This is a genomic window from Bordetella petrii (genome assembly GCF_000067205.1).
GTDB lineage: Bacteria > Pseudomonadota > Gammaproteobacteria > Burkholderiales > Burkholderiaceae_B > Bordetella_A > Bordetella_A petrii.
This window is the reverse complement of sequence record NC_010170.1, coordinates 4,196,196-4,219,890: the sequence shown is the minus strand read 5'-3', so window position 1 is coordinate 4,219,890 and position 23,695 is coordinate 4,196,196. Positions and strand designations below refer to the sequence as shown.

Sequence of the window (23,695 nt, the reverse complement as noted above, 5' to 3'; positions counted from 1 at the left end):
TACTCACCGACCTCAAGGTCAGGTCGGCCAAATCGACTGATTGAAAGTGGAAACTTTCAGACGGCGGGGGCCTGTTCCTGCTGGTCAAAGCCACCGGTGGCAAGCTCTGGCGGTGGAAGTACCGCCTGCAAGGCAAGGAAAACCTCTTTGCTATTGGCGGTTTTCCTCAAGTACGTCTCGCGGAGGCGAGCGGCTGGCTACCGGGGCTATCCGGAAACCTCATTGTGCTCGCGGCTGATTGCGCTGGCCGCTTGCTGTCTAGGGAAAGCGGCGGATGCCGAGTGGGGCGAGTTCGACTTTGAGGATGCGCTGTGGCGTCGGCCTGGGGCGAAGATGAAAGCGCGGCGTGACCATGTCAGCCCGTTGTCAACGCAGGCCATTGCGGCACTAAAAGACTTGCAGCGCATCACGGGTGGACGCTATCTGTTCCCGCATCGGAGCGGCAAAGGTTTCACTACGCCAATCGACTGACCTACGCGATGCGCGACATAAGCCTGGGCCGGGGTGCGACGCCGCATTGCTGGCGAACGACCTTTTCAACTCGGGTCAATGAGAACGGATACCGGCCTGATGCAATTGAGCGGCAGCTTGCCCACGTGGAAAGCAGCAAGGTCCGGACGACGTAAAACAGGCGCTGCTGCTGGATCAGAGATGGGCGCAGGGAATGGGGTAGCCACTTTGGTGTATTGAGGTAATTTTTATTGGATTACCCCATTTGTTGTCGCCGCATCAAGGTTTCCCCTGGTTGTTCGGCAATGCTTATAACTGGCTGATATTATTGTAAGTCAATGTGTCTTTGGGCTTGTGCGCATGAAACGCTGCGTTGTCGGTGTTCAGCAACTGGATTGCCCGCCACCGCAGGGCGGCGAGATTCCCAGCATCTTGTTCCCTTCCTTGGCGTCGCTGGCTGCCGTGCTATCGGATGACAACCGCCACCTGCTGCACCTGATCCACAACAAGCAGCCTAAGTCTTTGACGGAGCTGGCTGAGCTCAGCGGCCGCAAGGTGCCAAACCTGTCGCGCACTCTGAAGACGATGGCCGATTACGGACTGGTTTCACTGCAACGCAATGTTCGCGATGTTCAGCCGACTGCGTTAGCAACCGAATTTCTGGTTGTGTTGGATTGAGTGTCATGGACGAAGAGGATGACGTCGCTACACAGCTCCAAGGTCGCGCGTCGAGCACCGAACGACAGGCAGGAACAATGGGGAAAGGCAGCATGGAAGGAACTACATCCTATGAATAAGCAGACGCTCAGCGAACGTGACATCTGCACCAAGTTCATCACGCCAGCGTTAGAAAAGGCCGGATGGGACGTCCTGACCCAGGTGCGAGAAGAGTTCCTGCTGACCAAGGGACGCATTATCGTGCGCGGCAAACTGCACACACGTGGTCAGCACAAGCGCGCCGACTATGTGCTTTTCCACAAGCCCAACCTGCCCATCGCCGTCATCGAAGCCAAGGACAACAAGCATGCCATCGGCTCGGGCATGCAACAGGCCCTTGGCTATGCCGAAATGCTGCAAGTGCCTTTCGTATTCAGCAGCAATGGAGATGGCTTCCTGTTCCACAACAAGATCGCCAAGGACGGCGTGATCGAGCGCGAACTGAGCCTGGACGAGTTCCCCAATGCCGATACGCTGTGGCAATGGTGGGCACAGCATCAAGGGCTGAGCACACAGCAACAGGCCCTGGTTGCCCAGGATTACTACAGCGACGGCAGCAACAAGACGCCCCGTTACTATCAATTGCTCGCCATCAACAAGACCATCGAGGCGATAGCCAAAGAGCAGAAACGCATTCTGCTGGTGATGGCCACGGGCACAGGCAAGACCTATACCGCCTTCCAGATCATCTGGCGGTTGTGGAAGTCGCGCGCCAAGAAACGCATCCTGTTCCTGGCTGACCGCAACATCCTGGTCGATCAGACCATGACCAACGACTTCAAGCCGTTCGGCGCTGCGATGACCAAGATCCAGAAGCGGCAGGCCAACAAGTCCTATGAAATCTACCTATCGCTTTACCAGGCCGTCACCGGTAACGAAGAAGAACGGAACATCTACAAGCAGTTCAGTCCGGAATTCTTCGATCTGATCGTGATCGACGAATGCCACCGAGGCAGCGCCGCCGAAGATTCGGCCTGGCGCGAGATCCTGACGTATTTCCATTCCGCCACACAGATCGGCCTGACCGCTACGCCCAAGGAAACCAAGGACGTATCCAATATCGACTATTTCGGCGAGCCCATTTATACCTACTCGCTACGCCAGGGCATCGACGATGGCTTTCTCGCACCCTACAAGGTAGTGCGCATCGATCTGGACAAAGACCTGACCGGCTGGCGTCCCGACAAGGGCATGCTTGACAAGCACGGCAACGAGATCGAAGACCGTATCTATAACCAGCGTGATTTTGACAAGACGCTGGTACTGGAACAGCGCACGCACGTGGTGGCGCGCAAGATCAGTGAATACCTGAAGGCCAGCAACCGCTTCGACAAGACCATCGTCTTCTGCGACAACATCGACCATGCCGAACGCATGCGCCAGGCGCTGGTCAACGAAAATGCCGACCTGGTCGCGCAGAACCACCGCTATGTCGTGCGCATCACCGGCGACAATGAAGAAGGCAAGATGGAGTTGGATAACTTCATCTTCCCGGAAAGCAAATACCCCGTTATCGCGACCACTTCCAAGCTGATGACCACGGGCGTTGATGCCCAGACCTGCAAGCTCATCGTGCTGGATCAGCGCATCCAGTCGATGACCGAATTCAAGCAGATCATCGGTCGAGGAACGCGTATCAACGAAGACTTCGACAAATATTGGTTCACTATCCTTGATTTCAAGAAAGCGACCGAACTGTTCGCCGATCCGGCTTTCGACGGCGATCCGGTGCAGATCTATGAGCCAGGCCCAGGCGAGCCACCGCTTCCTCCAGATGAAGAAGATGGGGAGGCGTCGCCTGACGATGAATTCACCTATCCCACGCCGGACGACAACCCCACGTCCCCCGGCGGCGTAGCCGAACCCTTGCCAGGTGAGGAAGGCAGCAACGTGCGCCGTTACGTTGTCTCCAACGTCGAGGTCAAGGTGGTGGCCGAGCGGGTGCAGTACTTCGACGCCAACGGTAAACTGATCACCGAGTCCCTGAAGGACTACACCCGCAACACCCTGGCCAAGGAGTTCGCGTCGCTCGACGATTTCCTGCGCCATTGGAGCAAGGCCGAGAAGAAGCAGGCCGTCATCGACGAGTTGGCTCATCAAGGCATCTTCTGACGTTGCCCGCGAATTTCGGATCCCTTAACTGAGCGAGATTATGCCACCCGTTGGTTCTGGGCGGCGTACCAGTCCCGCTCGAATTGCATCGGGCTGACGTAGCCCAACGTCGAGTGCAAGCGCGAATGATTGTAGAAGCTCAACCAGTCGATTACCTCGTCCATCGCTTCGCGACGCGTTGCAAAGCGCTGGCCGAGGATGCGTGCACGCTTGAGCGATCCCCACAGGCTCTCGGTCGGTGCGTTGTCCCAGCAATTGCCTCGACGGCTCATCGAACTGCGCATGCCGTAGCCCTTGAGCAGGTCCTGGAAGTCATGACTGCAATACTGGCTGCCACGGTCACTGTGGAGGATCAGGCCCGCTTGCGGACGGCGGCGAAACCACGCCATACGCAGCGCATCAGACACCAGCTCCGTGCGCATGTGCGGCTGCATCGACCAGCCCACCACCTGACGGCTGAACAGGTCGAGAATGACGGTCAGAAACAGCCAACCCTCGTCCGTCCAGATGTACGTGATGTCCGTAGTCCAGACCTGGTCGGGACGCGCGGGAGAGAAGTCTCGTTGCAGCAGGTCCGGTGCGACCGGCAGGCTGTGTTTGCTGTCGGTCGTGACCTTGAACCGGCGTTTGGTCTTCGCCTTGATGCCGTGCAGCTTCATGAGCCGCTGGACACGATCCTTGCTGACGCGAATGCCCTGGACCAGCAGTTGCTTCCACACGCGCGGCCAGCCGTACTCGCCTTTGGATTCAGCGTGCACGGCCTTGATGTGCACCAGCAGAGCGTCGTTGCTGATGCGTCGGCGCGGTCGGTCAGTATCGACATCCCGCACCTTGCGCGCGTGGTAACCGCTGGGGCTGACACCCAGCACCTGGCAGCTCAGGGACACCGGCCATTGTCGGCTGTGAAGCTCGATCCAGGCGTACTTCATGCCGACACCTTCGCAAAGTACGCCGTGGCTTTTCCCAATATGTCGCGCTCCATCTTCACGCGTGCCAACTCCGCGCGCAGCCGGGCAATCTCCATCTGTTCTGGAGAAACCTGTTTGCCTGCGCCGTTCAGCTTCCCAGCGGCATCGGCCTTCACCCAGTTGTGCAGCGTCTTCGGGCTGATGCCCAGTATCTTCGCCACCGCCGCCATGCTCTGGCCGCCGCGGACCATGCGCACGGCTTCCAGCATGAATTCCTGCGTATATCGAGCTCTCGGATTACCCATCTTTCCTCCCTCCTTGCGTGAGTTTTACACACTCAGCAAGGGATCCATTTTTTGCGGGCAAGCTCACTTCTTCGAGGCTTTGGCCGACGAGGTGGACAAGCAATCCGGCAAGGATTTCGACCCCTTCGATCTGCTATGCCACGTGGCCTGGGATCAACCTCCGCTCACACGCAAGGAGCGGGCCGAACAGGTCAAGAAGCGCCATTACTTCGCCAAGTACGGCGAGCAAGCGCAAAAGGTGCTCGAAGCCTTGCTCGACAAGTATGCCGACGAAGGCGTGGCCGCCATCGAGGAAACGCAAATCCTCACCATCGCTCCCTTCAACCGCCTGGGCACACCGATCGAACTGGTGCGTGCCTTTGGCGGCAAGACCCAATACCAACAGGCCGTGGGCGAGCTCGAGCGTGAGCTCTACCGTGCCTGACCAGAACTAGACCCAGGAAGTATTCATGTCACTTGCAACTCTTATCAAAGCCATCCAGGACATCATGCGCAAGGATGTCGGCGTCGATGGCGATGCCCAGCGCATCAGCCAGATCTGCTGGCTGTTGTTCCTGAAGATCTTCGACGACAAGGAACAGGAGTGGGAACTGACCCAGTCCAGCTACCGTTCGCCACTGCAGAGCCGCTTTCGCTGGAGCAACTGGGCCAAGGATCCGGAAGGTATGACCGGCGAAGAGCTGATCGACTTCGTCAACAACGACCTTTTTCCTGCCTTGAAACAGCTCGCCACCAAGGCGGGCGTGTCCGCGCAAGGCCGGGTGATCGGCTCGGTGTTCGAGGATGCCTACAACTACATGAAGTCCGGCACGCTGCTGCGCCAGGTGATCAACACCATTGAAGAGGACGTGGATTTCAACTCGTCCAGCGACCGGCACCTGTTCAACGACGTCTACGAGAAAATCCTCTCCGACCTGCAGTCGGCCGGCAACGCGGGCGAGTACTACACGCCACGCGCGGTCACGCAGTTCATAGTCGATATCCTCGACCCGAAACTCGGCGAGAGCATCCTCGACCCGGCCTGCGGCACGGGTGGATTCCTGACCTGCGCCATCGAACACCTCAAGAAGCAGGTCAAGACGCCAGATGACAACCGGCTGCTGCAAGAGAACATCCATGGCGTCGAGAAGAAGCCCCTGCCGCACATGCTCGCCATGACCAACATGATGCTGCACGGCATCGACGTGCCTACCCGGATCCGCCACGACAACACGCTCTCTCGCCCCTTCAAGGACTACGGCCCACGCGACCGGGTGGACATCATCATCACCAACCCGCCGTTCGGCGGCATGGAAGAAGATGGTATTGAGAAAAACTTCCTCGCCAAGCACCAGACCCGCGAGACTGCTGACCTGTTCATGGCATTGATCACGCACCTGCTCAAGCACGACACCGGGCGCGCCGCCGTGGTGCTCCCGGACGGCTTCCTGTTCGGCGAAGGGGTGAAAACCACGCTCAAGCGCGAGCTGCTGGAAGAGTTCAACCTGCATACCATCGTGCGCCTGCCCAAAGGCGTGTTCGCCCCTTATACCAGCATCGCCACCAATATCCTGTTCTTCGAAAAGGGCGGCCCGACCCAGGACGTATGGTTCTTCGAGCACCCCTACCCGGAAGGCTATAAGAGCTATTCCCGCTCCAAGCCGCTCACCATCGAGGAATTCGACCTCGAGAAAGATTGGTGGGGCGGTCACGCACGCAAAGGGCGGAAGACGACCGAGAACGCCTGGAAGGTCTCGGCCAAGGATCTTGCTGCTCGTAACTACAACTTGGACTGCAAGAACCCGCATGAGGTCGCTGTCGAGCATGGTGACCCCGATGAGTTGATGGCCGAATACCTGGACATCACCCGTCAGTTGCAAGTTGCCCAGCAAGCACTGAAAACCGAGCTGCTGGCTGCGCTCAAGGCTACCGATGGGGGAGTAGCATGAGCACGCATTTGCCAACTGACTATCCAGCGTTATTCGCTGATATCAAGCGGCGCATTCGCCATGCCCAGACGCGAGCCGTGCTGGCAGTCAACGCCGAACTGCTCCGCCTGTATTGGGATATCGGCGCGCTAATCGACCAGCGCCAGAAACAGGAAGGCTGGGGGGCCGCTGTCATCCCCCGACTGGCGAAAGACCTGCACAATGAGTTGCCGGAAGAAAAGGGGTTTTCAGAGCGCAACATCAAGCGCATGTTGGCCTTCTACCGGGAGTACCCCCATCTGGGTGCCCGCACAGCGGGCACAGAAGTGCCACAGCCCGTGGCACAAATGGCCGGCGGGAAGAAAAGGCCACAGACCGTGGCACAAACCGCGGACATGGCCTCGATATTTCCGCCCGAGCTTCTGCTTTCTGTGCCCTGGGGCCACCACGCCGAGCTGATCGCCAAGGTCAAGGATGCGAGCACGCGCCAGTGGTATATGCGCGCCACCCTTGAAAATGGTTGGAGCCGCAACATTCTGGTGATGCAGATCGAAACCACCGCACACCGTCGCCAGGGCAACGCCGCCAGCAACTTCGCGCTGCGCCTGCCCTCGCCGGATTCCGATCTCGTGCAACAAACCCTAAAAGACCCCTACCTGTTCGACTTTCTGACCCTGGAAGCGGGCTTCCATGAGCGCGAGCTGGAAACCGGGCTGATTGCTCACCTGGAGAAATTCCTGCTGGAGCTTGGCCAGGGGTTCGCCTTCGTCGGGCGCCAGTATCACCTCGACCTTGGCGGCGATGACTTCTACATCGACCTACTGTTTTACCACCTAAAACTGCGCTGCTATGTGGTCATCGACCTCAAGCGCGGTGATTTCAAGCCCGAATACGCCGGCAAGATGAATTTCTACTGCAACGTTGTTGACGACCAATTGCGCCACGAGAGCGACAAACCCACCATCGGCCTGATCCTTTGCCAACAGCCCAATCGCGTACTGGCCGAGTACGCGCTGCGTGGCGTGGACAAGCCCATCGGCGTGTCCAGTTTCGAGATTACCCGCGCCCTGCCGAAGACCCTGAAAAGCGCTTTGCCCAGCATCGAACAGATCGAGCGCGAACTGGGGGGCGAGCATGAATAAGCATACCGCCGAACTGCTGGAAAAGCACTTCGACACTGCCTTTGCTGCACCCGATGGCATCAAGAAACTGCGTGAGCTGATCCTGACGTTGGCTATGCAGGGCAAGCTGGTGTCACAAGATCCGAGCGAGCAGCCTGCAAGCGATCTGCTGCAAGAAATCGAAGCTGAGAAACAGCAACTGGTGAAGGAAGGTCAGATCAAGAAACCCAAGCCGCTGCCACCAGTGGCTGAAGAAGAAAAGCCGTACGCCCTGCCGCAGGGGTGGGAGTGGGCAAGGCTTGGCGAAATTACGGACATAATTCGCGGCATCACTTTTCCTGCAAGCGAAAAAACCAAAGAGCCAGCAAGTGGCCGCATTGCTTGCCTGAGAACGGCGAACGTGCAAAAGAAAATTGAATGGAGCGATCTTCTTTATATTGACCGCACATTCATGTCCAAGAACTCCCAGCTTGTACGACAAGACGATATCGTAATGTCAATGGCAAATAGCCGTGAATTAGTTGGGAAAGTTGCAGTTGTTTCAGAAATGCCGGTGAACGAGGCGACATTTGGTGGATTTCTTGGTGTACTTCGCACGCACAAGGTGGCTCCTCTTTATGTTCTTCATTTACTCAATACATCCTATGCGCGTTCGTCACTTATTGACGCAGCAAGTCAGACGACAAATATTGCTAACATTTCCCTGGGAAAGCTGAATCCCTTCTTGGTTCCTGTACCTCCAATCTCTGAGCAGCACCGTATCGTCGCCAAAATCGACGAACTGATGGCGCGTTGCGATGAACTGGAAAAACTGCGTACTGCACAACAGGGAGCGCGCCTGACCGTTCATGCCGCAGCCATCAAGCAACTGCTGAACGTCGCTGAACCTGGGCAGCACCAGCGCGCCCAGACCTTCCTCGCCGAACACTTCGGCGAGCTCTACACCATCAAGGGAAACGTCGCCGAACTACGCAAGGCCATCCTGCAACTGGCCGTCATGGGCAAGCTTGTCCCCCAAGACCCGAATGACCAGCCCGCCAGTGAGCTGCTGAAAGAGATCGAAGCCGAGAAACAGCGGCTGGTGCAGGAAGGCAAAATAAAAAAAACCAAGCCATTGCCGCCGGTGACGGAAGAAGAAAAGCCTTATGCGTTGCCGCAGGGGTGGGAGTGGGTGAGATTCGGAGATTTAACAACAGAAATTTCCACAGGGCCTTTCGGCTCCATGATTCACAAAAGTGATTACATCGTTGATGGGGTTCCTTTGGTCAATCCATCACACATGGTTGATGGAAAAATATTTCATGATCCATCAGTTACCGTTTCTGAGATTATGGCCAAAAAACTTGACTCGCACAGATTAAATACGAATGACATAGTTATGGCTAGACGAGGTGAAATGGGGCGATGTGCCATTGTTACTGCCGAGTCCGATGGCTTTTTATGCGGGACTGGTAGCTTTGTCTTGCGTTTTGTCGATCGCATTTATCGGCAATATATATTGACCATTTTCAAAACAGAAATTACCCGGGAGTTTTTGGGAGGAAACTCCGTTGGAACAACCATGACGAATCTTAATCACGGCATTCTTAACAAGATGCCAGTATCGCTTCCTCCTCACCCTGAGCAAACTCGTATTGTCACTAAAATCGACGAACTGATGGTGATGTGTGATGCACTGGATCAGCAGATAGAAGCGACCAGCAGCAAACGGACTGAACTTCTAAACGCACTGATACACGCGCACTCACAGGCCAAGGAAGAACCGCCACCAGTTGTTCGGCCATCCGCAACCGTCAACAACCTGGCGGACTATCGTGCCGCCATCGGTTGCTACACGCTTGGCAAGCTCGCCAATGCTCAATATTTTGGGCGCACTGCCGCTGCCAAAGTGTTGTATCTGGCTCAGGCACATGTGGGGCTGAAGTTGAATTTGCAGCCAGAGCGTGAAGCCGCTGGCCCGTTGGATAAATGGATTTATGATTTCGAGCGGCAAGGCCAAGGCAAGCATTGGTTCGAGGTCAATGAAAAGCTGCTACCCAACGGTAGGAAGAAGACGGAATACCGCTGCTTGTCTGCGTTGTCCGAGCCTGCCGCCAAAGCTGAATCGCTGATGTCATCAGGCCAGAAGACTGAATTTGACCGCCTGATCTACGCCCTGGCAGGCAAGACGACCAAAGAAGTCGAGATCATCGCCACACTTTTTGCCGTCTGGAACGATTTCTTGATCGATGGCACCCAGCCGACCGACGAACAGATCATTACCGATATGCGCGAAAATTGGCACGAGCGCAAAGGTCGTTTTTCACCGTCTGATCTCAAACCTTGGCTTTCCTGGTTACGCAAAGAAAACTTCGTCCCACGCGGGTTGTCGCCAAGAACCACGCAGCAACAGCGGCTAGGCCTTTGATTCTAGAAGGGGCTTTCATGCGCATCACGGCAACCCATCTTGTACGGTGGTCAGACAGACGTGAAGCACAAGGAATGCTTCCTGTCCTGGTAAGGCGGCTGATTTCGGCAACGGCTCGGATTACGGCGATCGCCATGCCGGGAGGTGAGTCGGTTAGCGCTCCCGGCTGGGATGGGGTGATCTCTGTGGAGCAAGGAAATCCATGGATTCCTGCTGGGATCAGCTACTGGGAGTTGGGCACATCAAAAGATCCAGCATCCAAAGCCTGCAGTGATTTTGACCTGCTCCCCGTGGTTAGTACGAAATCGATGTAGAGTCCGTTCACAAAGGAACGGCAATGAAGAAACGATTTACGGAAGAACAGATCATCGGGGTGCTGAAGGAGGCCGAGGCAGGGGCCAAGGTGGCCGAACTGTGCCGCAAGCACGGGATCTCGGAGGCCACCTACTACAACTGGAAGGCGAAGTTCGGCGGTATGACCGTCTCGGACGTCCAGCGCCTGAAGGAACTGGAGCAAGAGAACAACAAGCTCAAGAAGCTGTTGGCTGAATCGATGCTGGACAAGGCTGCGCTTCAGGACCTTTTGAGCCGAAAGTAGCAAGCCCGCAGGCCAAACGCGAAGCGGTCAGAACGTTGATGACCGAGCGCGGCATGGGTATCACCCGGGCCTGCGGGCTGGTAGGCATTTCCCGGTCGCTATTCGCTTATGAAAGTAAGCGTACGGGCGATGTAGCATTGACCGAGCGCATGAAGGAGATGGCAGCGCTCAAGCGACGCTACGGCTATCGGCGCATCCATATTCTGCTGCGCCGTGAAGGCTGGCAGACGAATCACAAGCGGGTCTGGCGGCTTTACAGCCAAGCCGGCTTGAGCGTTCGTAAGCGTCGCGGCAAGCGCATCGCTCCCGCAGAGCGGGTAGTTCGTCCCGTTGCGACGGCGCCGAATCAGAGCTGGTCGATGGACTTCGTGTCCGACGGTCTGGCCTATGGCCGCAGGTTCCGGTGCTTGAACATCGTCGATGACTACACGCGCGAGTGTCTTGCCATCGAGGTCGATACATCACTGCCGGGATTGCGGGTGGCGCAGGTGCTGCAACGGCTTGCGGAACTGCATGGGCTGCCCAAATCCATCACCGTAGACAACGGCCCAGAGTTTGCCGGCAGGGCCCTGGACGCTTGGGCCTATCAGGTCGGCGTGAAGCTGTCGTTCATCAGACCAGGCAAACCCGTGGAGAATGCATACATCGAGAGCTTCAACGGTAAATTCCGCGATGAATGCCTCAATGAGCATTGGTTCATGTCGTTGCGCCAAGCCAAATCCTTGATCGAAGACTGGCGCGTCGAGTACAACACCGAACGCCCGCATAGCGCGCTGAGATACTTAACGCCGGAGCAGTTTGCTCAGGCGCATCGACAACAACGGTTTTTAACCCTGGACTCTATGTCGGTGCCGTACTAAGTCTGGGGGCAGGTCACTGCCAGCCATTGCACTCCAGCGGCGTGAGGCGAGCATCGAGCATGAGCGAGGCGGGCGTGGTGAACAGGGCATCTTGCCCCAGCGGGTTGTGGCGGGTGTGATGGTCTGCCATGAGAGTTCTCCAAGGTCTGGGCCACAGCGGCCCGTTCCCCTGCATCTCATCGCGTACCGCTCCAGGCGTCAGCCAACAATGCGGTCTGCGCCATACCCGTTTTATCCGGCAGGCGCAGCGCTGGCACCGGCATCCAGACTGATCTATCATCCCGATAGCCCTATGGGGGTACAACTGGGGGCACTTCCAGCGATTCCCGCAAAGGCCGTGGCCCGATTTCCGCGCGAAACCTAGCGTTCACAGGCCTTTGCCGACCGATCAACGTTTAAACGTGTGATCAACGTCTGACGTTTTTTTTCGGAAATTAGGAGCGCTTGGTAGCGCTCCGCGCCATGCTCGTCAGGTGTCTGACTCCCGTAAGGGTGTCGGACACCGGGGCATAAAGCTTCAGCACACATCGGTGTCTGACACCCTCCGGGAGTCAGACACCTGATGCATCGGTAATCCCCCCCATTTATAGCGATTGCCAGAAGTAGGAATGCTATACGGTCATGGCCAACCGCTGTTTCGGGGTAAATCCGCCCAGAGCCATGTTTGGGCGCTCGTGATTGTAGGACCACATCCACTGAGTAGCGGCGCGCTGAACGTGGTCCAGGTCGTCCCAGTGATACTGGGACAGCCACTCGTAGCGTACGGTTCTGTTGAACCGCTCCACATAGGCATTTTGCTGCGGCTTGCCTGGCTGGATGTATTCAAGCTTAATATCCCAGGCGCCAGCCCACTCGACGATCGCTGCACTCAGGTATTCTGGGCCGTTGTCGCAGCGAATAGCCGAAGGCTTTCCCCGCCATCCGATAATCTGCTTGAGCGTGCGGATCACGCGCTCGGACGGTAGCGAAAAGTCGACCTCAATGCCCAGGGCCTCCCGATTGAAGTCGTCGATAACGTTCAACACGCGGATGCTGCGCCCATCGCCAAGTTGGTCGTGCATGAAGTCCATCGACCATACCTGGTTCACGTGTGTCGGAACGGTCAGTGGCTCAGGCGTGTGCCGAACCAGCCGTTTGCGCGGCTTGATCCGTAGGTTCAACTCGAGTTCGCGGTAGATCCGGTACACGCGCTTATGGTTCCAGGCAAAACCTCGGACATTGCGTAGGTACAGAAAGCACAGCCCGAAGCCCCAATTGCGATGGTTGTCCGTCAGACGTAGCAGCCAATCGGCGATTTCCTTGTTCTCGGCGTCAGTCTTGGCGACGTACCGATAGCAGGCCTGGCTGATGCTGAACGCTTCGCAAGCTATCCGGATCGATACGCCGCGATCTTGCACGGCACGTTGGGCCATCTCGCGGCGGCGAGATGGCCTCACCACTTTTTTCGAGCGCCTCCGTCACGATCTCGGCTTTGAGCTTCTCCTCGACATACATCTTGCGCAACCGCGCGTTCTCAGCCTCGAGCTCCTTCATGCGCGCCATCAGCGATACATCCATGCCGCCGTACTTCGACCGCCACTTGTAGAACGTGGCCGAGCTGATGCCCAGATCCCGGCATAGCTCCGGCACCGCCAGACCCGCCTCGACGCGTTTAATCGCTTCGATGATCTGGCTATCCGTGAATCGCGACTTCTTCATGCTGTAGAACTCCTCAATGAGAAAATTCTACTTCTGGCTGCAGCGCTTTTGCGGGGGGATTACCCATCCGGTTCACCTTCCCCGCGCCTGCGCGCGAACACCGCTCGCAACTGTCCCATCACCGCCTTCACCGCCGCTGCGCGCTTGAGGTCGGTGTGCACAACCAGCCAAATATCTCGCGACACCAGCCGCGTTTCCGGCGTCACCGGAACCAGCGCGGCATCCGTCATTCCCATGAAATCGGGCAGCGCGGCGATGCCCGCGCCGCTGCGCGCGGCGGCTTGCTGGATGTCCAGGCTGCCGGAGTAGAACGCGAACACCCGCCCGGCCGCGTAGCGTTCTAGCGCTGCCTGTTGCGGGGCCTTTGCCAGCGGGCCGTCTGAGCCGATGAAGCGCCAGTCTGCTTCGCTGGTGTGCGCCAGGTAGGCGGGGCTGGCGTACAGGCGGAAGTCCACCTTGCCCAGCTTGGCAATTGTGAGATCGCCTTTTTCTGGGCGGGACAGCCGGATGGCGAGGTCGGCTTCGGCGCGGTCGAGCGAGGCGGCACGGGCTTCGCCGATGATGCGGATGGTCAGGCCGGGATGGCGCTGCTGCAGTTCCACCAGCGGCGCGGTCAGGGCCTGCGCCGCCAGGGCGGGCGGGGCGCTGACGCTGACGGTGCCGGACAACTCGGAGCGTGCGCTGTCGGCGCGTCGCTGGACGGCGCGCGCTTCGTGATCCATTTTCGCGGCGATGGCCGCGATGCGTTCGCCGTCGGCTGTCAGGGTCCAGCGGCGGCCGCGCCGGTCGACCAGCAACATGCCCAAGGACGCTTCCAGCGCCGCGATGCGGCGCGCCACGGTGGCGTGTTCGACCGCCAGCATCCGTGCCGCGGCGGACAGCGAGCCGGCCGTGGCCAGGGTGTGGAAGTGACGCAGGTCGTCCCAGTTCATCGGTTAATTTCTTCACAATTGATGTGAGTGTTTAGGGAATTTACTCGCATTTGGCCTGGTGGGACTATGCTGGCTCGTACATTGGAGGTCAGCCATGGATCAGCAAGTGCAACTCGTCGCCACGGGCGATGTGGGCAATTTCATTGTTGTGGACTGCGCCCCGCAGGCGCCGGGACCTGGCGAGATCCGCCTGCGCCACGACGGCATCGGCGTGAATTTTATCGACATCTACCATCGCATGGGCCTGTATCCCTTGCCGCTGCCCGCGGTTCTGGGCGTGGAGGGGGCGGGAACGGTGGAGGCGGTGGGCGAGGGCGTGAGCAATGTGCGCGTGGGCGAGCGGGTGGCCTATGCCGGCATTCCCGGCGCTTATGCGGCCACGCGGCTGTTGCCGGCGTGGCGTGCGATCAGCCTGCCGGACGGCATCGACACCAAGGTGGCCGCCGTGTCTTTTCTGCGCGGCATGACCGCGCACATGCTGTTGACGCGCGTTTACCCGGCCGCGCGCGGCACGATCGTGCTGGTTCATGCCGCCGCGGGCGGCCTGGGCGCCACGCTGACCCGCTGGGCGCATGACCTGGGCTGCACGGTCATCGGCACGGCCAGCTCGCCCGAGAAAGCCAGCCTGGCGCGCGAACACGGCGCGGACCATGTGATCGTGGGCCGCGCGGCGGACGTAGCGGCGGAAGTGGCCCGGCTGACGGACAGCAGGGGCGTCGATTTCGCGGTCGATGGCATAGGCGGCGATATGCTGCGCAAGACGCTGGCCAGCACCCGGCCCCTGGGCGTGGTGGCGTCGGTGGGGCAGGCGGGCGGCCCGATTCCGCCTGTTGCGGTGAGCGAGCTGCGGCCGATGCTGGTGCGCCCCAGCATCATGGCCTATGCGGCGGACCAGGAAGCGTACGCCGTGGCCGCGCAGGCGGTAATCGCGGCAATACGGCAGGGCATTGTGCGGGGCGCCGCGCACGAGTATCCGCTGGCACGCGCGGCCCAGGCGCATGGCGACCTGGAGTCCGGCAAGACGACTGGCAGTGTGATGCTGGCGCCCTGAACCTGTCACCGTGACGCGAACGCCATCTCAATCGCTGAATACTTCGTGCGCGCCGGCGGCGCCGCGGCGCCAGTAGCTGGCGGCGCGGATGCGCGACTTGTCGATGCCGCGCTCTTGCACCAGGTGCTGGCGTATGCCGCGGATGGCGGCGGATTCGCCAGCGGCCCATATGTAGCCTTCGCCCTCGGGCAACTGCAGGCGGCGCACCACGCGTTCCAGTACGGGCGGGCCGCCGCCCGCGTCGGCGCTGTCATGCACCCATTGCAGGCTGAGGTCGGCGCGGGTGGGCAAGGCAATGCGCGCGTTGGGATGGCGGGTTTCAATGACGGCCAGCACGCGCGTGCCGGCCGGAAGTTCTTCCAGGCGGCGAGCAATGGCGGGCAGGGCGGTTTCGTCGCCGATGAGCAGGTGCCAGTCGAAGTCGGGCGGAATCACGAACGAGCCGCGCGGGCCCGCCACGCCCAGGTACTGTCCGGGCGCGGCCTGGGCCGCCCAACTGGCCGCGGGACCATGCCCATGCAGCACGAAATCAATATCCAGTTCGCCCGCCGCGGCGTCGTAGCGGCGCGGCGTGTAGTCGCGCGTGACCGGGCGCGGGGCATCGTCGGCATATACCGGCCCTTGCGGACCGATGGCGGGCAAGGCGGGCGGGCCGTCGCCCGCCGGCAGGAACAGCTTGACGTGGTCATCGAACGAGGCCGACACAAAGCCGGCGAGTTCGTCGCCCGCCAGGGTGACGCGCAGCAGGTAGGGCCCGACGCGCTGTACGCGGCGCACCCGCAGCAGGCGCGCCTTGAGCGCGTGCCGTACTTTCTGCACGGCAAGACGGTCGGAAGAAAGTGATGGGGTCATGAGTATCCTTTGCACAGTCGGCGCTAAGCCGGATCACAGGACTCCTTGCCCAGGATCTCGGCCGCGGCGCGCCGCAGGATGGCGGCCACGCGGCGCTGCTCGGCGGCGTCGGCATCGGTGCTGTGCAGCAGCGCTTCTTTCAGGGCGCGCCGCGCTTCGACGAATTCCCGCAGCCAGCCGCTGGCCTGCTCGGCTTCCTGCACACCGGCCTCGCCTTGCCAGGCCTGCTTCATCCAGGCCATCTTGCGGGCGGCGTGCTGCAGGCCCGCGAACAACAGCGCGGCCCGCTCGCGGTTGGCATCCAGGTGGGCCAGGCCGGACGCGGCCAGGTGGTAGCGCTTGCGGTTGCCGTGGGCTTGCACGGTGGTGTAGTCCAGCTCTTCCAGATAGGTGAGGGCCGGGTAGATGACGCCGGGGCTGGGGGTATAGAAACCGTTCGAGCGGGTTTCCAGTTCCTTGATCAACTCATAGCCGTGGCGGGGCTGTTCTTCCAGCAGCGCCAGCAGCATCAATTGCAGTTCGTCGGAGCCGAACTTGCGGCCGCGCATCATCATGCCGTTGCCGTCGCCGCCCATGCCGTGGCCGTCGCCCATGCGGCCGTGGCCGCCGTGGTGCCCGCGTCGGCCGCTCGGGTGCAGGTGATGGGGAAACCGGCCCATGCCGAAGGCACGCTGGCCGAAAATTTCGTGAAAAAAGGTGTGCATGATGCGTCCCTCTGTATCGTAAGATATATCGTACGATATATATCCGCCCCGCTAGTGTCAAGCTTTACATGGACAGCGGGGCGCGGCCGGGCCCGTGCCGGCGCCCGGGGGGGCAGGCACACTTTTCGTCGAGCGATCCGGGCATTTCGTCGAAAAATACTTGTCCGATCAAATCTCGAAACGGAGAATCGGGGAGCCAGGCAGGCGCCTGCGCATCTCTTGCCCGCCAGGGCACGCAAACATGCGTGCGGCGCGGCTTCTCTGGAAATTCAAGAACATGCAGCGAGCTCAGTCCGTCCGACGTGGCCTTTCCGTGAACGTTCCTTCAATGCGCCAGACCGCGCTGCGCATGGCGATCGTGTCGGCATTGGGGGCATGCGGCTGGGCGGCAGCGACGGCGGCGCAGGCGGCCCAGTGCTGGTCGACGACCGACAACAACGAAGTGCCTGCCGGCAATTACAGCTATGCCTTTACTCAGTGCAGCGGCGACGACGCGGACGACGACAATAAAACGGGCGAGACCGGGCCGGACGTGCCCATGACGGTGTACGGGGATTTCAGCGCCGATTCGACGATCTACAGCGAAGGCGCCGGCTATGACGGATTCACGGGATCACCTGGCGTGGTCACGGCGTACTCCCGGGGCGGTCAAGGCTATGACGAGGGCTCGGGCGGGCAGTCTGGCTACGTGACCGTGACCAACTACGGCAACATCACCTACGACGGCACGGCCGCTAATACGTTCAACAGCCTGGTCCAGGCGCGGTCGCTGGGAGGCTCGGGCGCGACCGACAATCACAACAACGACTCCAACGGCGGCGACGGCGGACTCGGGCAAGCCGTGTCCGTCACCAACTCCGGCACGCTCACCATGAACAGCTCGGCGCTTACCTCCGAGGAAGGCCTGTTCGGCATTTATGCATTGGCGGCTGGCGGAAACGGCGGCAATCAGAATGATCCCACCTTGGACTATGGAGATCAGTGGGGCGGCAATGGCGGCAACGCCAGCACGGTGACGGTTACCGATACAGGCGTCATCAACCTGGGCAACAGTGCCGCGCGTCTGCTCACCAATACCGCGGGCGCGGCGATTTTCGCGCAGTCGGCCGGCGGGCAAGGTGGCGACAATAACGGCAACGCGGGAACCGGCGGAACGGTGCAGGTGGTGCACAAAGGCAGCACTTCGAGCTACTGGCAGGCGTATGCCGATGCCCAGGTCTTCGGCATCAATGCCCTGAGCATCGGCGGCGACGGAACCGCATCGTCGGACAACAGCGACAACGGCGGCAACGGCGGTGGCGACTCAAGCAGCTGGACTCAGCAGGTCACCGTGGATGCGTACGGCTCCATCGTCCTCGATGTGGCGAATTCGTCCTCGGACGTGACGGTGGAAGGCGCGGGTATCGCCGCCCGGGCCATCGGGGGCAAAGGCGGCATGGGGCCTCCCAAAGACCACTCGGGCGGCAACGGCGGCACGGGCGGTTCGGCCATCGTGAACATGTATTCCGAGGCCAGCGTAACGACCCACGGCGACAACATCCTGGGTGTCGTGGCGCAAAGCCTGGGCGGCCAGGGCGGCGACGGAGGCGATGGCACGGCGCTGGCCGGCCAGGGCGGTGGCGGCGGATTCGGCGGAAACGCCAGCGATGTCTATATCTCGGCGCAATCTGGCGCCGCCATTTCCACGACGGGCGATTTCGCGACCGGCATGTTGGCGCATTCCATCGGCGGCGGCGGCGGCACGGGCGGCGATTTCGTGGCCGTGCTCGGAGGGCAGGGCGGTAACGGCGGCAACGGCGGTGATGCTGGCCAGGCCGCCATTTCCAGCCTGGCCACCCTGTCTACCACCGGCGATCATGCCTACGGCATGCTGGCGCAATCCATTGCCGGCAGCGGCGGCGCGGGCGGCGTGGATACTTCCGCGGCCGTGGCGCTGGGGGGCGATGGCGCCGGAGGCGGCGCCGCCAACCAGGTCAACATTACGAACTACGGAACGATCACCACGGGCGGGTACAGCGCGCATGGCATCGTCGCCCAGTCCATCGGCGGCGGCGGCGGCGCGGCGGGCAGCGCCAACGGCGCGCTCAGTGTGGGCGGCAACGCCGCCGGTGAAACGCCCTCTTCGGGCGGCAGTGTATGGATCAACAACCAGGCGGCGATCACCACCACGGGCGATGCCGCGGTGGGGATGCTGGCGCAATCGATCGGCGGCGGGGGCGGCAGCGGGGGCGATGCCAACGGCGTGGTCACCGTGGGCGGCTCGGGCGCCAGCGCCGGCGATGGCGGCACGGTGTCTATCGCGCAGGGGTTTGGCAACATCCAGACATTCGGCAACTACAGCGCGGGCGTGCTGGCCCAGTCGGTGGGCGGCGGCGGCGGCAACGGCGGCGACACGCTGTCGCTGTCGGCGGGCGCCGCGCTTGCCATCGGCGGCACGGGCAGCAGCGGCGGCAATGGAGGCTCGGTGTGCATCGCCAATGACAGCGCCTGCGATATTCCGCCGTACGGTTTTCTTACCACCGTCGCCACTCACGGCAATTACGCGCCGGGTGTCATCGCGCAAAGCGTGGGCGGCGGCGGCGGCAACGGCGGCAGCACCAAGACGGACGCTGTGGAATCGTTCCTGGCCCTGCAACTGGGCGGCAAGGCGGGCGGCGGCGGCGTGGGCGGCAGTTCCGTCGTCAGCCTCGAAAGCCTGGTTGCCGCCACCGGGGGCGCGCATTCAATTGGCGTGTTGTCGCAATCGATCGGCGGGGGCGGCGGCACGGGGGGCGCGGCCAACTATACGACCGAAGACCTCGGTTTCACCGCGGCAGTGGTGGTGGGCGGGGGTGGGGGCGCTGGCGGCGATGGTGGCGCATCGACGGTCAAGCTGACCAAGTCTTTTGTCGGCACGGGCATGGACTTTGCCAGCCCGGACATCGACCCGGAAACCTATGCGCCCAATGACGCGTTCGGCATCCTGGCCCAGAGCATCGGCGGCGGCGGCGGCAGCGGCGGCAGTTCGGTGGCCAACGAGCTGGTCGCGGCGGTGCCCACCGGTGAAGGCGCATCGGTGGCCTTCACGTTCTCGGCGGCCGTGGGCGGCAATGGCGGCAGCGGCGGAGACGCCTGCCCGGCAGGGGATGCCACGTGCGCGACGAGCGTGACGTTGGTCCAGGGCACTACCGTGGCCACGCTGGGCGATGGATCGCATGGCGTAGTGGCGCAGAGCATCGGCGGGGGCGGCGGCAATGGGGGCGATGCGTCCACGCTGTCGGCGCTGCTGGGCGACGAAAACACGCTTTCGCTGCAGGCCGGCATGTCGTTGGGCGGGCAGGGCTCGGCGGGCGGCGACGGCGCGACGGTGAATGTCAGCTTGGGCGACAGCGGCGCCGCCTACGCGGCCGCGCCGCCGTCGCTGCGGTTGCCGCCTTCCGCCAGCGGCGTGCCGGCATCCAGCATCATTACCTATGGCAACTATGCCAATGGCGTGCTGGCCCAAAGCATCGGCGGCGGCGGCGGCAACGGGGGCGTGGGCAGCAGCAATTCCTACGCCCATGGCGGACCCGCCACGCTGAAGGTGAACCTGGCGCTGGGCGGCACGGGCGGCAGTGGCGGCGTGGGCGGCGACGTGAACATTACGTTGAACCCCAACTTCACCATCCGCACGCTCGGTTCCGGCTCGCGAGGCATTGTCGCGCAGTCGATCGGCGGCGGAGGCGGCGCGTCCCAGGGCGGCACCATGAGCGTGGCGGCGGGCCTGGACGAAGATTCGCCCAGCGGCCGCCTGCAACTGGGGTTGGGAGCCAACGGTGGCTCGGGCAATGTGGCGGGCAAGGTCGCCGCGACCCTGCTGGGCGCCATCCGCACCGAGGGCGGCGATGCCGACGGCGTGCTGCTGCAGTCCATCGGCGGCGGGGGCGGGCTGGGCGGGTCGATCGGCGCGGACGCGTCGTCGAACCCCATCCTGGACCGCATCGGCATTCATAGCGACAACTCGGCGCGGCTGGACGATACCGGCGCGACGTACGTCTTTGGCGTCGACGTGGGCGGCACGGGCGGAACGGGTGGCCATGGGGGCGAGGTCGACCTGACCTTCGCCGGCCAGATTGCCACCAGCGGCGACTGGGCCGACGGCCTGGTGGCGCAGTCTATCGGGGGCGGCGGCGGCACCGGGGGATCGTCGACGGCCACGGGCAGCAAGGTCAGCGCCAACGCGACGATCGGCGTGGGCGGAAACGGCGGCGTCGCGGGCGACGGCGGCACCATCACCGCCTATTTCGACGGCTCGCACAACAACAAGATTGCCACGGCGGGCTACAGCGCCTACGGGGTGCTGCTGCAATCCATTGGCGGCGGCGGTGGCCAGGGCGCCGACGGCTCGGACCAGGCGCACGGCACGATCACGGTCGGCGCGTCATTCGGCGGCTCGGGGGGCATCGCTGGCGATGGCGGCACGATCCAGTCGCCCGAGGGCCAGGATGCCGGCTGGCTGGCCGTGGCCACGCAAGGCGACGACGCCGTCGGCCTGGCGATGCAGTCGATCGGCGGCGGCGGGGGCATTGGCGGCGCGGGCAACAGCAGCTCCAGGTACCTGGAACAGGACAGCCACGCCATGCAACTGTCGGTGGGCGGCAACGGCGGCCTGGCCGGCGCGGGCGGAACCGTGGACATGACTTTCGGCATTAATGCCAGCACACAGGGCGACCGGGCCTACGGCCTGTTGGCGCAATCGATAGGCGGTGGCGGCGGCCTGGCGGGCGCGGGCTCGGCCAACAACCTGACTTCGGTGACGCTGGGCGGACGCAACGGCGCAACCGGCGATGGGGGCGCGGTGAGCCTGGCGCTGAACGCCGGCAGCGTGATCAGCACCACGGGCGCGGGCGCGCATGCGCTGGTCGCGCAGTCGATCGGCGGCGGGGGCGGTATTGCCGGCGATACGGCGCAGGCGGTGCAACTGGACGCGAGCCACTGGCAGCCCTCGGGCACGAACTCCGGCGGCTCGGCCGTCACTGGAGGCAGCGGCAACGGGAGCGCGGTGACCGTCGACGTGAACGGCAGCATTGTCACCAGCGGCGCTGGCGCGTTCGGCATTCTCGCCCAATCCATCGGCGGCGGGGGCGGGCTGGGCGGCGGGCTCGTTCCGGACGGCGCGGGCGACGGCGGCACGATCTCACAGGGTTTCGCCGGCAGCACTGGCGGCTCGGGCTCGGGGGCGGAGGTCACGGTGACGCAGGCAGGCAGCATTGTCGTTGCGGGCGCGGGCTCCACGGGTATTTTTGCGCAAAGCGCCGGCGGTGACGGCGCGGGCGCCGTCACTGTCAACGTCAATGGTTCGGTGACTGGTGGCAGTGGCTCCAGCGGCTACGGCGTGTGGGTGGCGAGTCCAGCGCAGAATGTGCTGAACGTGGGCGCCGATGGCCAGATCATTGCGGGGCAGGGGGGCGCGGCGGTGCGGCACGATGGCGCCGCCCTGAGCGGCGCGGGCGCGGCGCTGGCCCCGGCCGGCGCCGCCACGCTCGCTATCAACAATGCGGGCAGCATCCGCGGCAATATCGAATGCCAGAACGGCGGTGGCGTCGCCTGCGATGTCGACAACGCGCGCGGCGGTTTCCTGGGTGATGCCACCCTGTACCAGGCCAATATCGACAACGCCGGCCGGGTGGTCATCGGCAAGGCCGGCGCGTTCGACACGCTGACGGTTACCGGCGACTTCACGCTGCAGTCTGGCGGCATCCTGCAGGCCGATGTGGATTTCGAGCGCCTGAAAGCGCCGCACATGGTCGTGCAGGGCGACACCCGCCTGGATGGCCAGCTGGATGTGCAACCCATTACCTTGCTTCCCGGACGCGAGGTCACGGTGGCCACGCTGGAAGGCGGCATCCAGGGGGTACCCCAGGTGCTGGACAGCGCGGTGATCGACTACGACGCCAGGCTGCAGGGCAATAGCGTGCGCGTGCGCGCCGCGAGCGCCGATTTCGCGGCGCCGTCGATGGGGCTGGGCGACAATCCTCGCGCGGTGGCGCGCCACCTGCAGCGCGCCTGGGATCTGGGCGGCAATGCCGCCATGGCGCCGCTGTTCGCCGCGCTGGATACGGCCTCGCGGGGCGGCGCGGACGCCTATTCCGATCAGCTGTCAGATCTGTCGCCCGGCGTGGCGGTTGCGCCGGCCGCGCAGATGCAGGCCAGCATGGCGCGCTTCGCTGGCGCCATGATGTCGTGTCCCGCGTTCCTTGCCGGTGACGCCCTGACCGGCGAGCAGGACTGCCTTTGGGGCCAGGTGTCGGGCCTGAGCACCAACCAGGATGGTGACGGCGGCGTGTCGGGATTTTCGCTGGATGGCGTGACGTACCAGTTCGGTGGGCAGCGCCAGGTCAGCCCGGGCTGGTTTCTCGGCGGTTCGGTCGCCTACGAGAACACCCACTTGCGTGGCGACGACGGCCGCGTCAGCGGCAAAGGCGACAGCGGCTACGCCGGCGTGGTGCTCAAGCGCGAGGCCGGACCCTGGACCTTCTCCGCGGGCCTGGGTGGCGGCTACGGGCAGTACGACGTCGACCGCCGGATCCGCATCCCCGGCCTGCAGAGTACCGCCAGGTCCAGCCCGGACATCTACGGCGCCGCGCTGCGCCTGCGCATTGCGCGCACCTTCGCCAGCGACCAGTTCTACCTGAAGCCCTATGTCGACCTGGACGCGCTGTACACCCACATGCCCCGCTACAGCGAATCGGGCAACGCCCTGCATCTGGATGTGGAAAGCAGCAATGAGTTCGTGCTGGGCCTGTCGCCCATGCTGGAGGTGGGCGGCAAGGTCTCGCTGGACAACGGCGCCGTCATGCGGCCGTTCGCCTACGGCGGGGTGTCTTTCTTGTCGAAAGACGAATACACCGCGCGGGCGCGCCTGCAGGGTGCGCCGGACGGCACGGGTTCGTTCGAGACTTCACTGCCCGTGGACGACGTGATCGGCCGGCTGGGGGCGGGCCTGCAGGTGTCGAATGCCGGCGGCGTCGATTTCCGGCTGCAGTACGACGGAGAGTTTTCGTCGCACATCCAGAGCCACCGGGCGTCGCTGAAGCTGATGGTGCCTTTCTGAT

14 protein-coding genes and 2 pseudogenes are annotated in these 23,695 nt (G+C 62.5%); 11 read left to right on the top strand and 5 right to left on the bottom strand.

The window, feature by feature from the left end; genetic code table 11:
• Positions 1-71: 71 nt before the first annotated feature.
• The 4 genes and pseudogenes from BPET_RS27385 to hsdR form a co-directional block, all read left to right on the top strand.
• Positions 72-128: pseudogene (locus BPET_RS27385) on the top strand (hypothetical protein); the annotation flags it as partial.
• A 19-nt stretch (positions 129-147) separates the two neighbouring features.
• A complete protein-coding gene (locus BPET_RS27380; protein ID WP_231852627.1) occupies positions 148-471 on the top strand; it encodes a site-specific integrase in 324 nt (107 codons plus the stop codon).
• Between the two features lie 339 nt (positions 472-810).
• Positions 811-1,128 (top strand): HVO_A0114 family putative DNA-binding protein, encoded by a 318-nt coding sequence (locus BPET_RS27190; RefSeq protein ID WP_012250884.1) that lies wholly within the window; start codon positions 811-813, stop codon positions 1,126-1,128.
• A gap of 111 nt (positions 1,129-1,239) precedes the next feature.
• Positions 1,240-3,276, top strand: a pseudogene (gene hsdR, locus BPET_RS20270) (EcoAI/FtnUII family type I restriction enzme subunit R); the annotation flags it as partial.
• Between the two features lie 41 nt (positions 3,277-3,317).
• Here hsdR and BPET_RS20265 read toward each other — a convergent pair.
• Positions 3,318-4,492 (bottom strand): IS3 family transposase gene (locus BPET_RS20265; RefSeq protein ID WP_085970191.1). Its coding sequence is split into 2 segments (ribosomal slippage): positions 3,318-4,243 and positions 4,243-4,492, totalling 1,176 coding nucleotides; the frame shifts between segments, so codons are not numbered across the junction.
• 91 nt (positions 4,493-4,583) lie between these two features.
• On the opposite strand from BPET_RS20265, the gene BPET_RS26960 reads away from it, so the two are divergent.
• The 5 genes from BPET_RS26960 (at position 4,584) to BPET_RS26130 (ending at position 11,385) form a co-directional block, all read left to right on the top strand.
• Entirely contained in the window at positions 4,584-4,916 is a 333-nt protein-coding gene (locus BPET_RS26960; RefSeq protein ID WP_158310092.1) for a type I restriction-modification enzyme R subunit C-terminal domain-containing protein, read from the top strand.
• A gap of 25 nt (positions 4,917-4,941) precedes the next feature.
• Positions 4,942-6,420 carry a type I restriction-modification system subunit M gene (locus BPET_RS20250; RefSeq protein WP_012250881.1) on the top strand — a complete coding sequence of 493 codons (1,479 nt, stop codon included), beginning with the start codon at positions 4,942-4,944 and terminating at the stop codon, positions 6,418-6,420.
• Positions 6,417-7,541 (top strand): PDDEXK nuclease domain-containing protein, encoded by a 1,125-nt coding sequence (locus BPET_RS20245; RefSeq protein ID WP_012250880.1) that lies wholly within the window; start codon positions 6,417-6,419, stop codon positions 7,539-7,541. Before BPET_RS20250 ends, BPET_RS20245 begins: the two co-directional genes overlap by 4 nt.
• The gene (locus tag BPET_RS20240; protein WP_012250879.1) at positions 7,534-9,927 is read left to right on the top strand and encodes a restriction endonuclease subunit S; all 2,394 of its coding nucleotides are present in this window, start codon (positions 7,534-7,536) and stop codon (positions 9,925-9,927) included. The genes BPET_RS20245 and BPET_RS20240 overlap by 8 nt, the downstream gene beginning before the upstream one ends.
• Positions 9,928-10,264: 337 nt before the next feature.
• Positions 10,265-11,385, top strand: a protein-coding gene (locus tag BPET_RS26130; RefSeq protein WP_085970228.1) for an IS3 family transposase whose coding sequence is annotated in 2 segments (ribosomal slippage) — positions 10,265-10,523 and positions 10,523-11,385 — 1,122 coding nt in all. Because the reading frame shifts where the segments join, the coding sequence is not laid out codon by codon here.
• A gap of 611 nt (positions 11,386-11,996) precedes the next feature.
• On the opposite strand, the gene BPET_RS20225 is transcribed toward BPET_RS26130, so the two are convergent.
• Together BPET_RS20225 and BPET_RS20215 are read right to left on the bottom strand one after the other, a co-directional pair.
• A protein-coding gene (locus tag BPET_RS20225; RefSeq protein ID WP_085970227.1) for an IS3 family transposase occupies positions 11,997-13,083 on the bottom strand; the annotation gives its coding sequence in 2 pieces (ribosomal slippage) (positions 11,997-12,831 and positions 12,830-13,083; 1,089 coding nt in all).
• 59 nt (positions 13,084-13,142) lie between these two features.
• The gene (locus BPET_RS20215) at positions 13,143-14,015 is read right to left on the bottom strand and encodes a LysR family transcriptional regulator (protein ID WP_012250874.1); all 873 of its coding nucleotides are present in this window, start codon (positions 14,013-14,015) and stop codon (positions 13,143-13,145) included.
• A gap of 94 nt (positions 14,016-14,109) precedes the next feature.
• Between BPET_RS20215 and BPET_RS20210 the strand changes: the two genes are divergently transcribed.
• The gene (locus tag BPET_RS20210; RefSeq protein WP_012250873.1) at positions 14,110-15,066 is read left to right on the top strand and encodes a quinone oxidoreductase family protein; all 957 of its coding nucleotides are present in this window, start codon (positions 14,110-14,112) and stop codon (positions 15,064-15,066) included.
• Positions 15,067-15,093: 27 nt separating this feature from the next.
• Here BPET_RS20210 and BPET_RS20205 read toward each other — a convergent pair whose 3' ends face one another.
• Positions 15,094-15,918 (bottom strand): siderophore-interacting protein, encoded by an 825-nt coding sequence (locus tag BPET_RS20205; protein WP_012250872.1) that lies wholly within the window; start codon positions 15,916-15,918, stop codon positions 15,094-15,096.
• Positions 15,919-15,941: 23 nt separating this feature from the next.
• Positions 15,942-16,622, bottom strand: coding sequence for a PadR family transcriptional regulator (locus BPET_RS20200; protein ID WP_012250871.1), 681 nt, complete (start codon positions 16,620-16,622; stop codon positions 15,942-15,944).
• Positions 16,623-16,935: 313 nt separating this feature from the next.
• Here BPET_RS20200 and BPET_RS20195 point away from each other — a divergent pair, with 313 nt between their 5' ends.
• Positions 16,936-23,694 carry an autotransporter outer membrane beta-barrel domain-containing protein gene (locus BPET_RS20195; protein ID WP_231852626.1) on the top strand — a complete coding sequence of 2,253 codons (6,759 nt, stop codon included), beginning with the start codon at positions 16,936-16,938 and terminating at the stop codon, positions 23,692-23,694.
• Position 23,695 lies beyond the last annotated feature (1 nt).

What these genes read in the sequence shown, in the direction of transcription:
- BPET_RS20205 (WP_012250872.1), bottom strand. Translation starts at nt 15,918, where the DNA reads ATGACCCCATCACTTTCTTCCGACCGTCTTGCCGTGCAGAAAGTACGG.
- BPET_RS20250 (WP_012250881.1), top strand. Translation starts at nt 4,942, where the DNA reads ATGTCACTTGCAACTCTTATCAAAGCCATCCAGGACATCATGCGCAAG.
- BPET_RS20245 (WP_012250880.1), top strand. Translation starts at nt 6,417, where the DNA reads ATGAGCACGCATTTGCCAACTGACTATCCAGCGTTATTCGCTGATATC.
- BPET_RS20210 (WP_012250873.1), top strand. Translation starts at nt 14,110, where the DNA reads ATGGATCAGCAAGTGCAACTCGTCGCCACGGGCGATGTGGGCAATTTC.
- BPET_RS27190 (WP_012250884.1), top strand. Translation starts at nt 811, where the DNA reads ATGAAACGCTGCGTTGTCGGTGTTCAGCAACTGGATTGCCCGCCACCG.
- BPET_RS20200 (WP_012250871.1), bottom strand. Translation starts at nt 16,622, where the DNA reads ATGCACACCTTTTTTCACGAAATTTTCGGCCAGCGTGCCTTCGGCATG.
- BPET_RS20240 (WP_012250879.1), top strand. Translation starts at nt 7,534, where the DNA reads ATGAATAAGCATACCGCCGAACTGCTGGAAAAGCACTTCGACACTGCC.
- BPET_RS20215 (WP_012250874.1), bottom strand. Translation starts at nt 14,015, where the DNA reads ATGAACTGGGACGACCTGCGTCACTTCCACACCCTGGCCACGGCCGGC.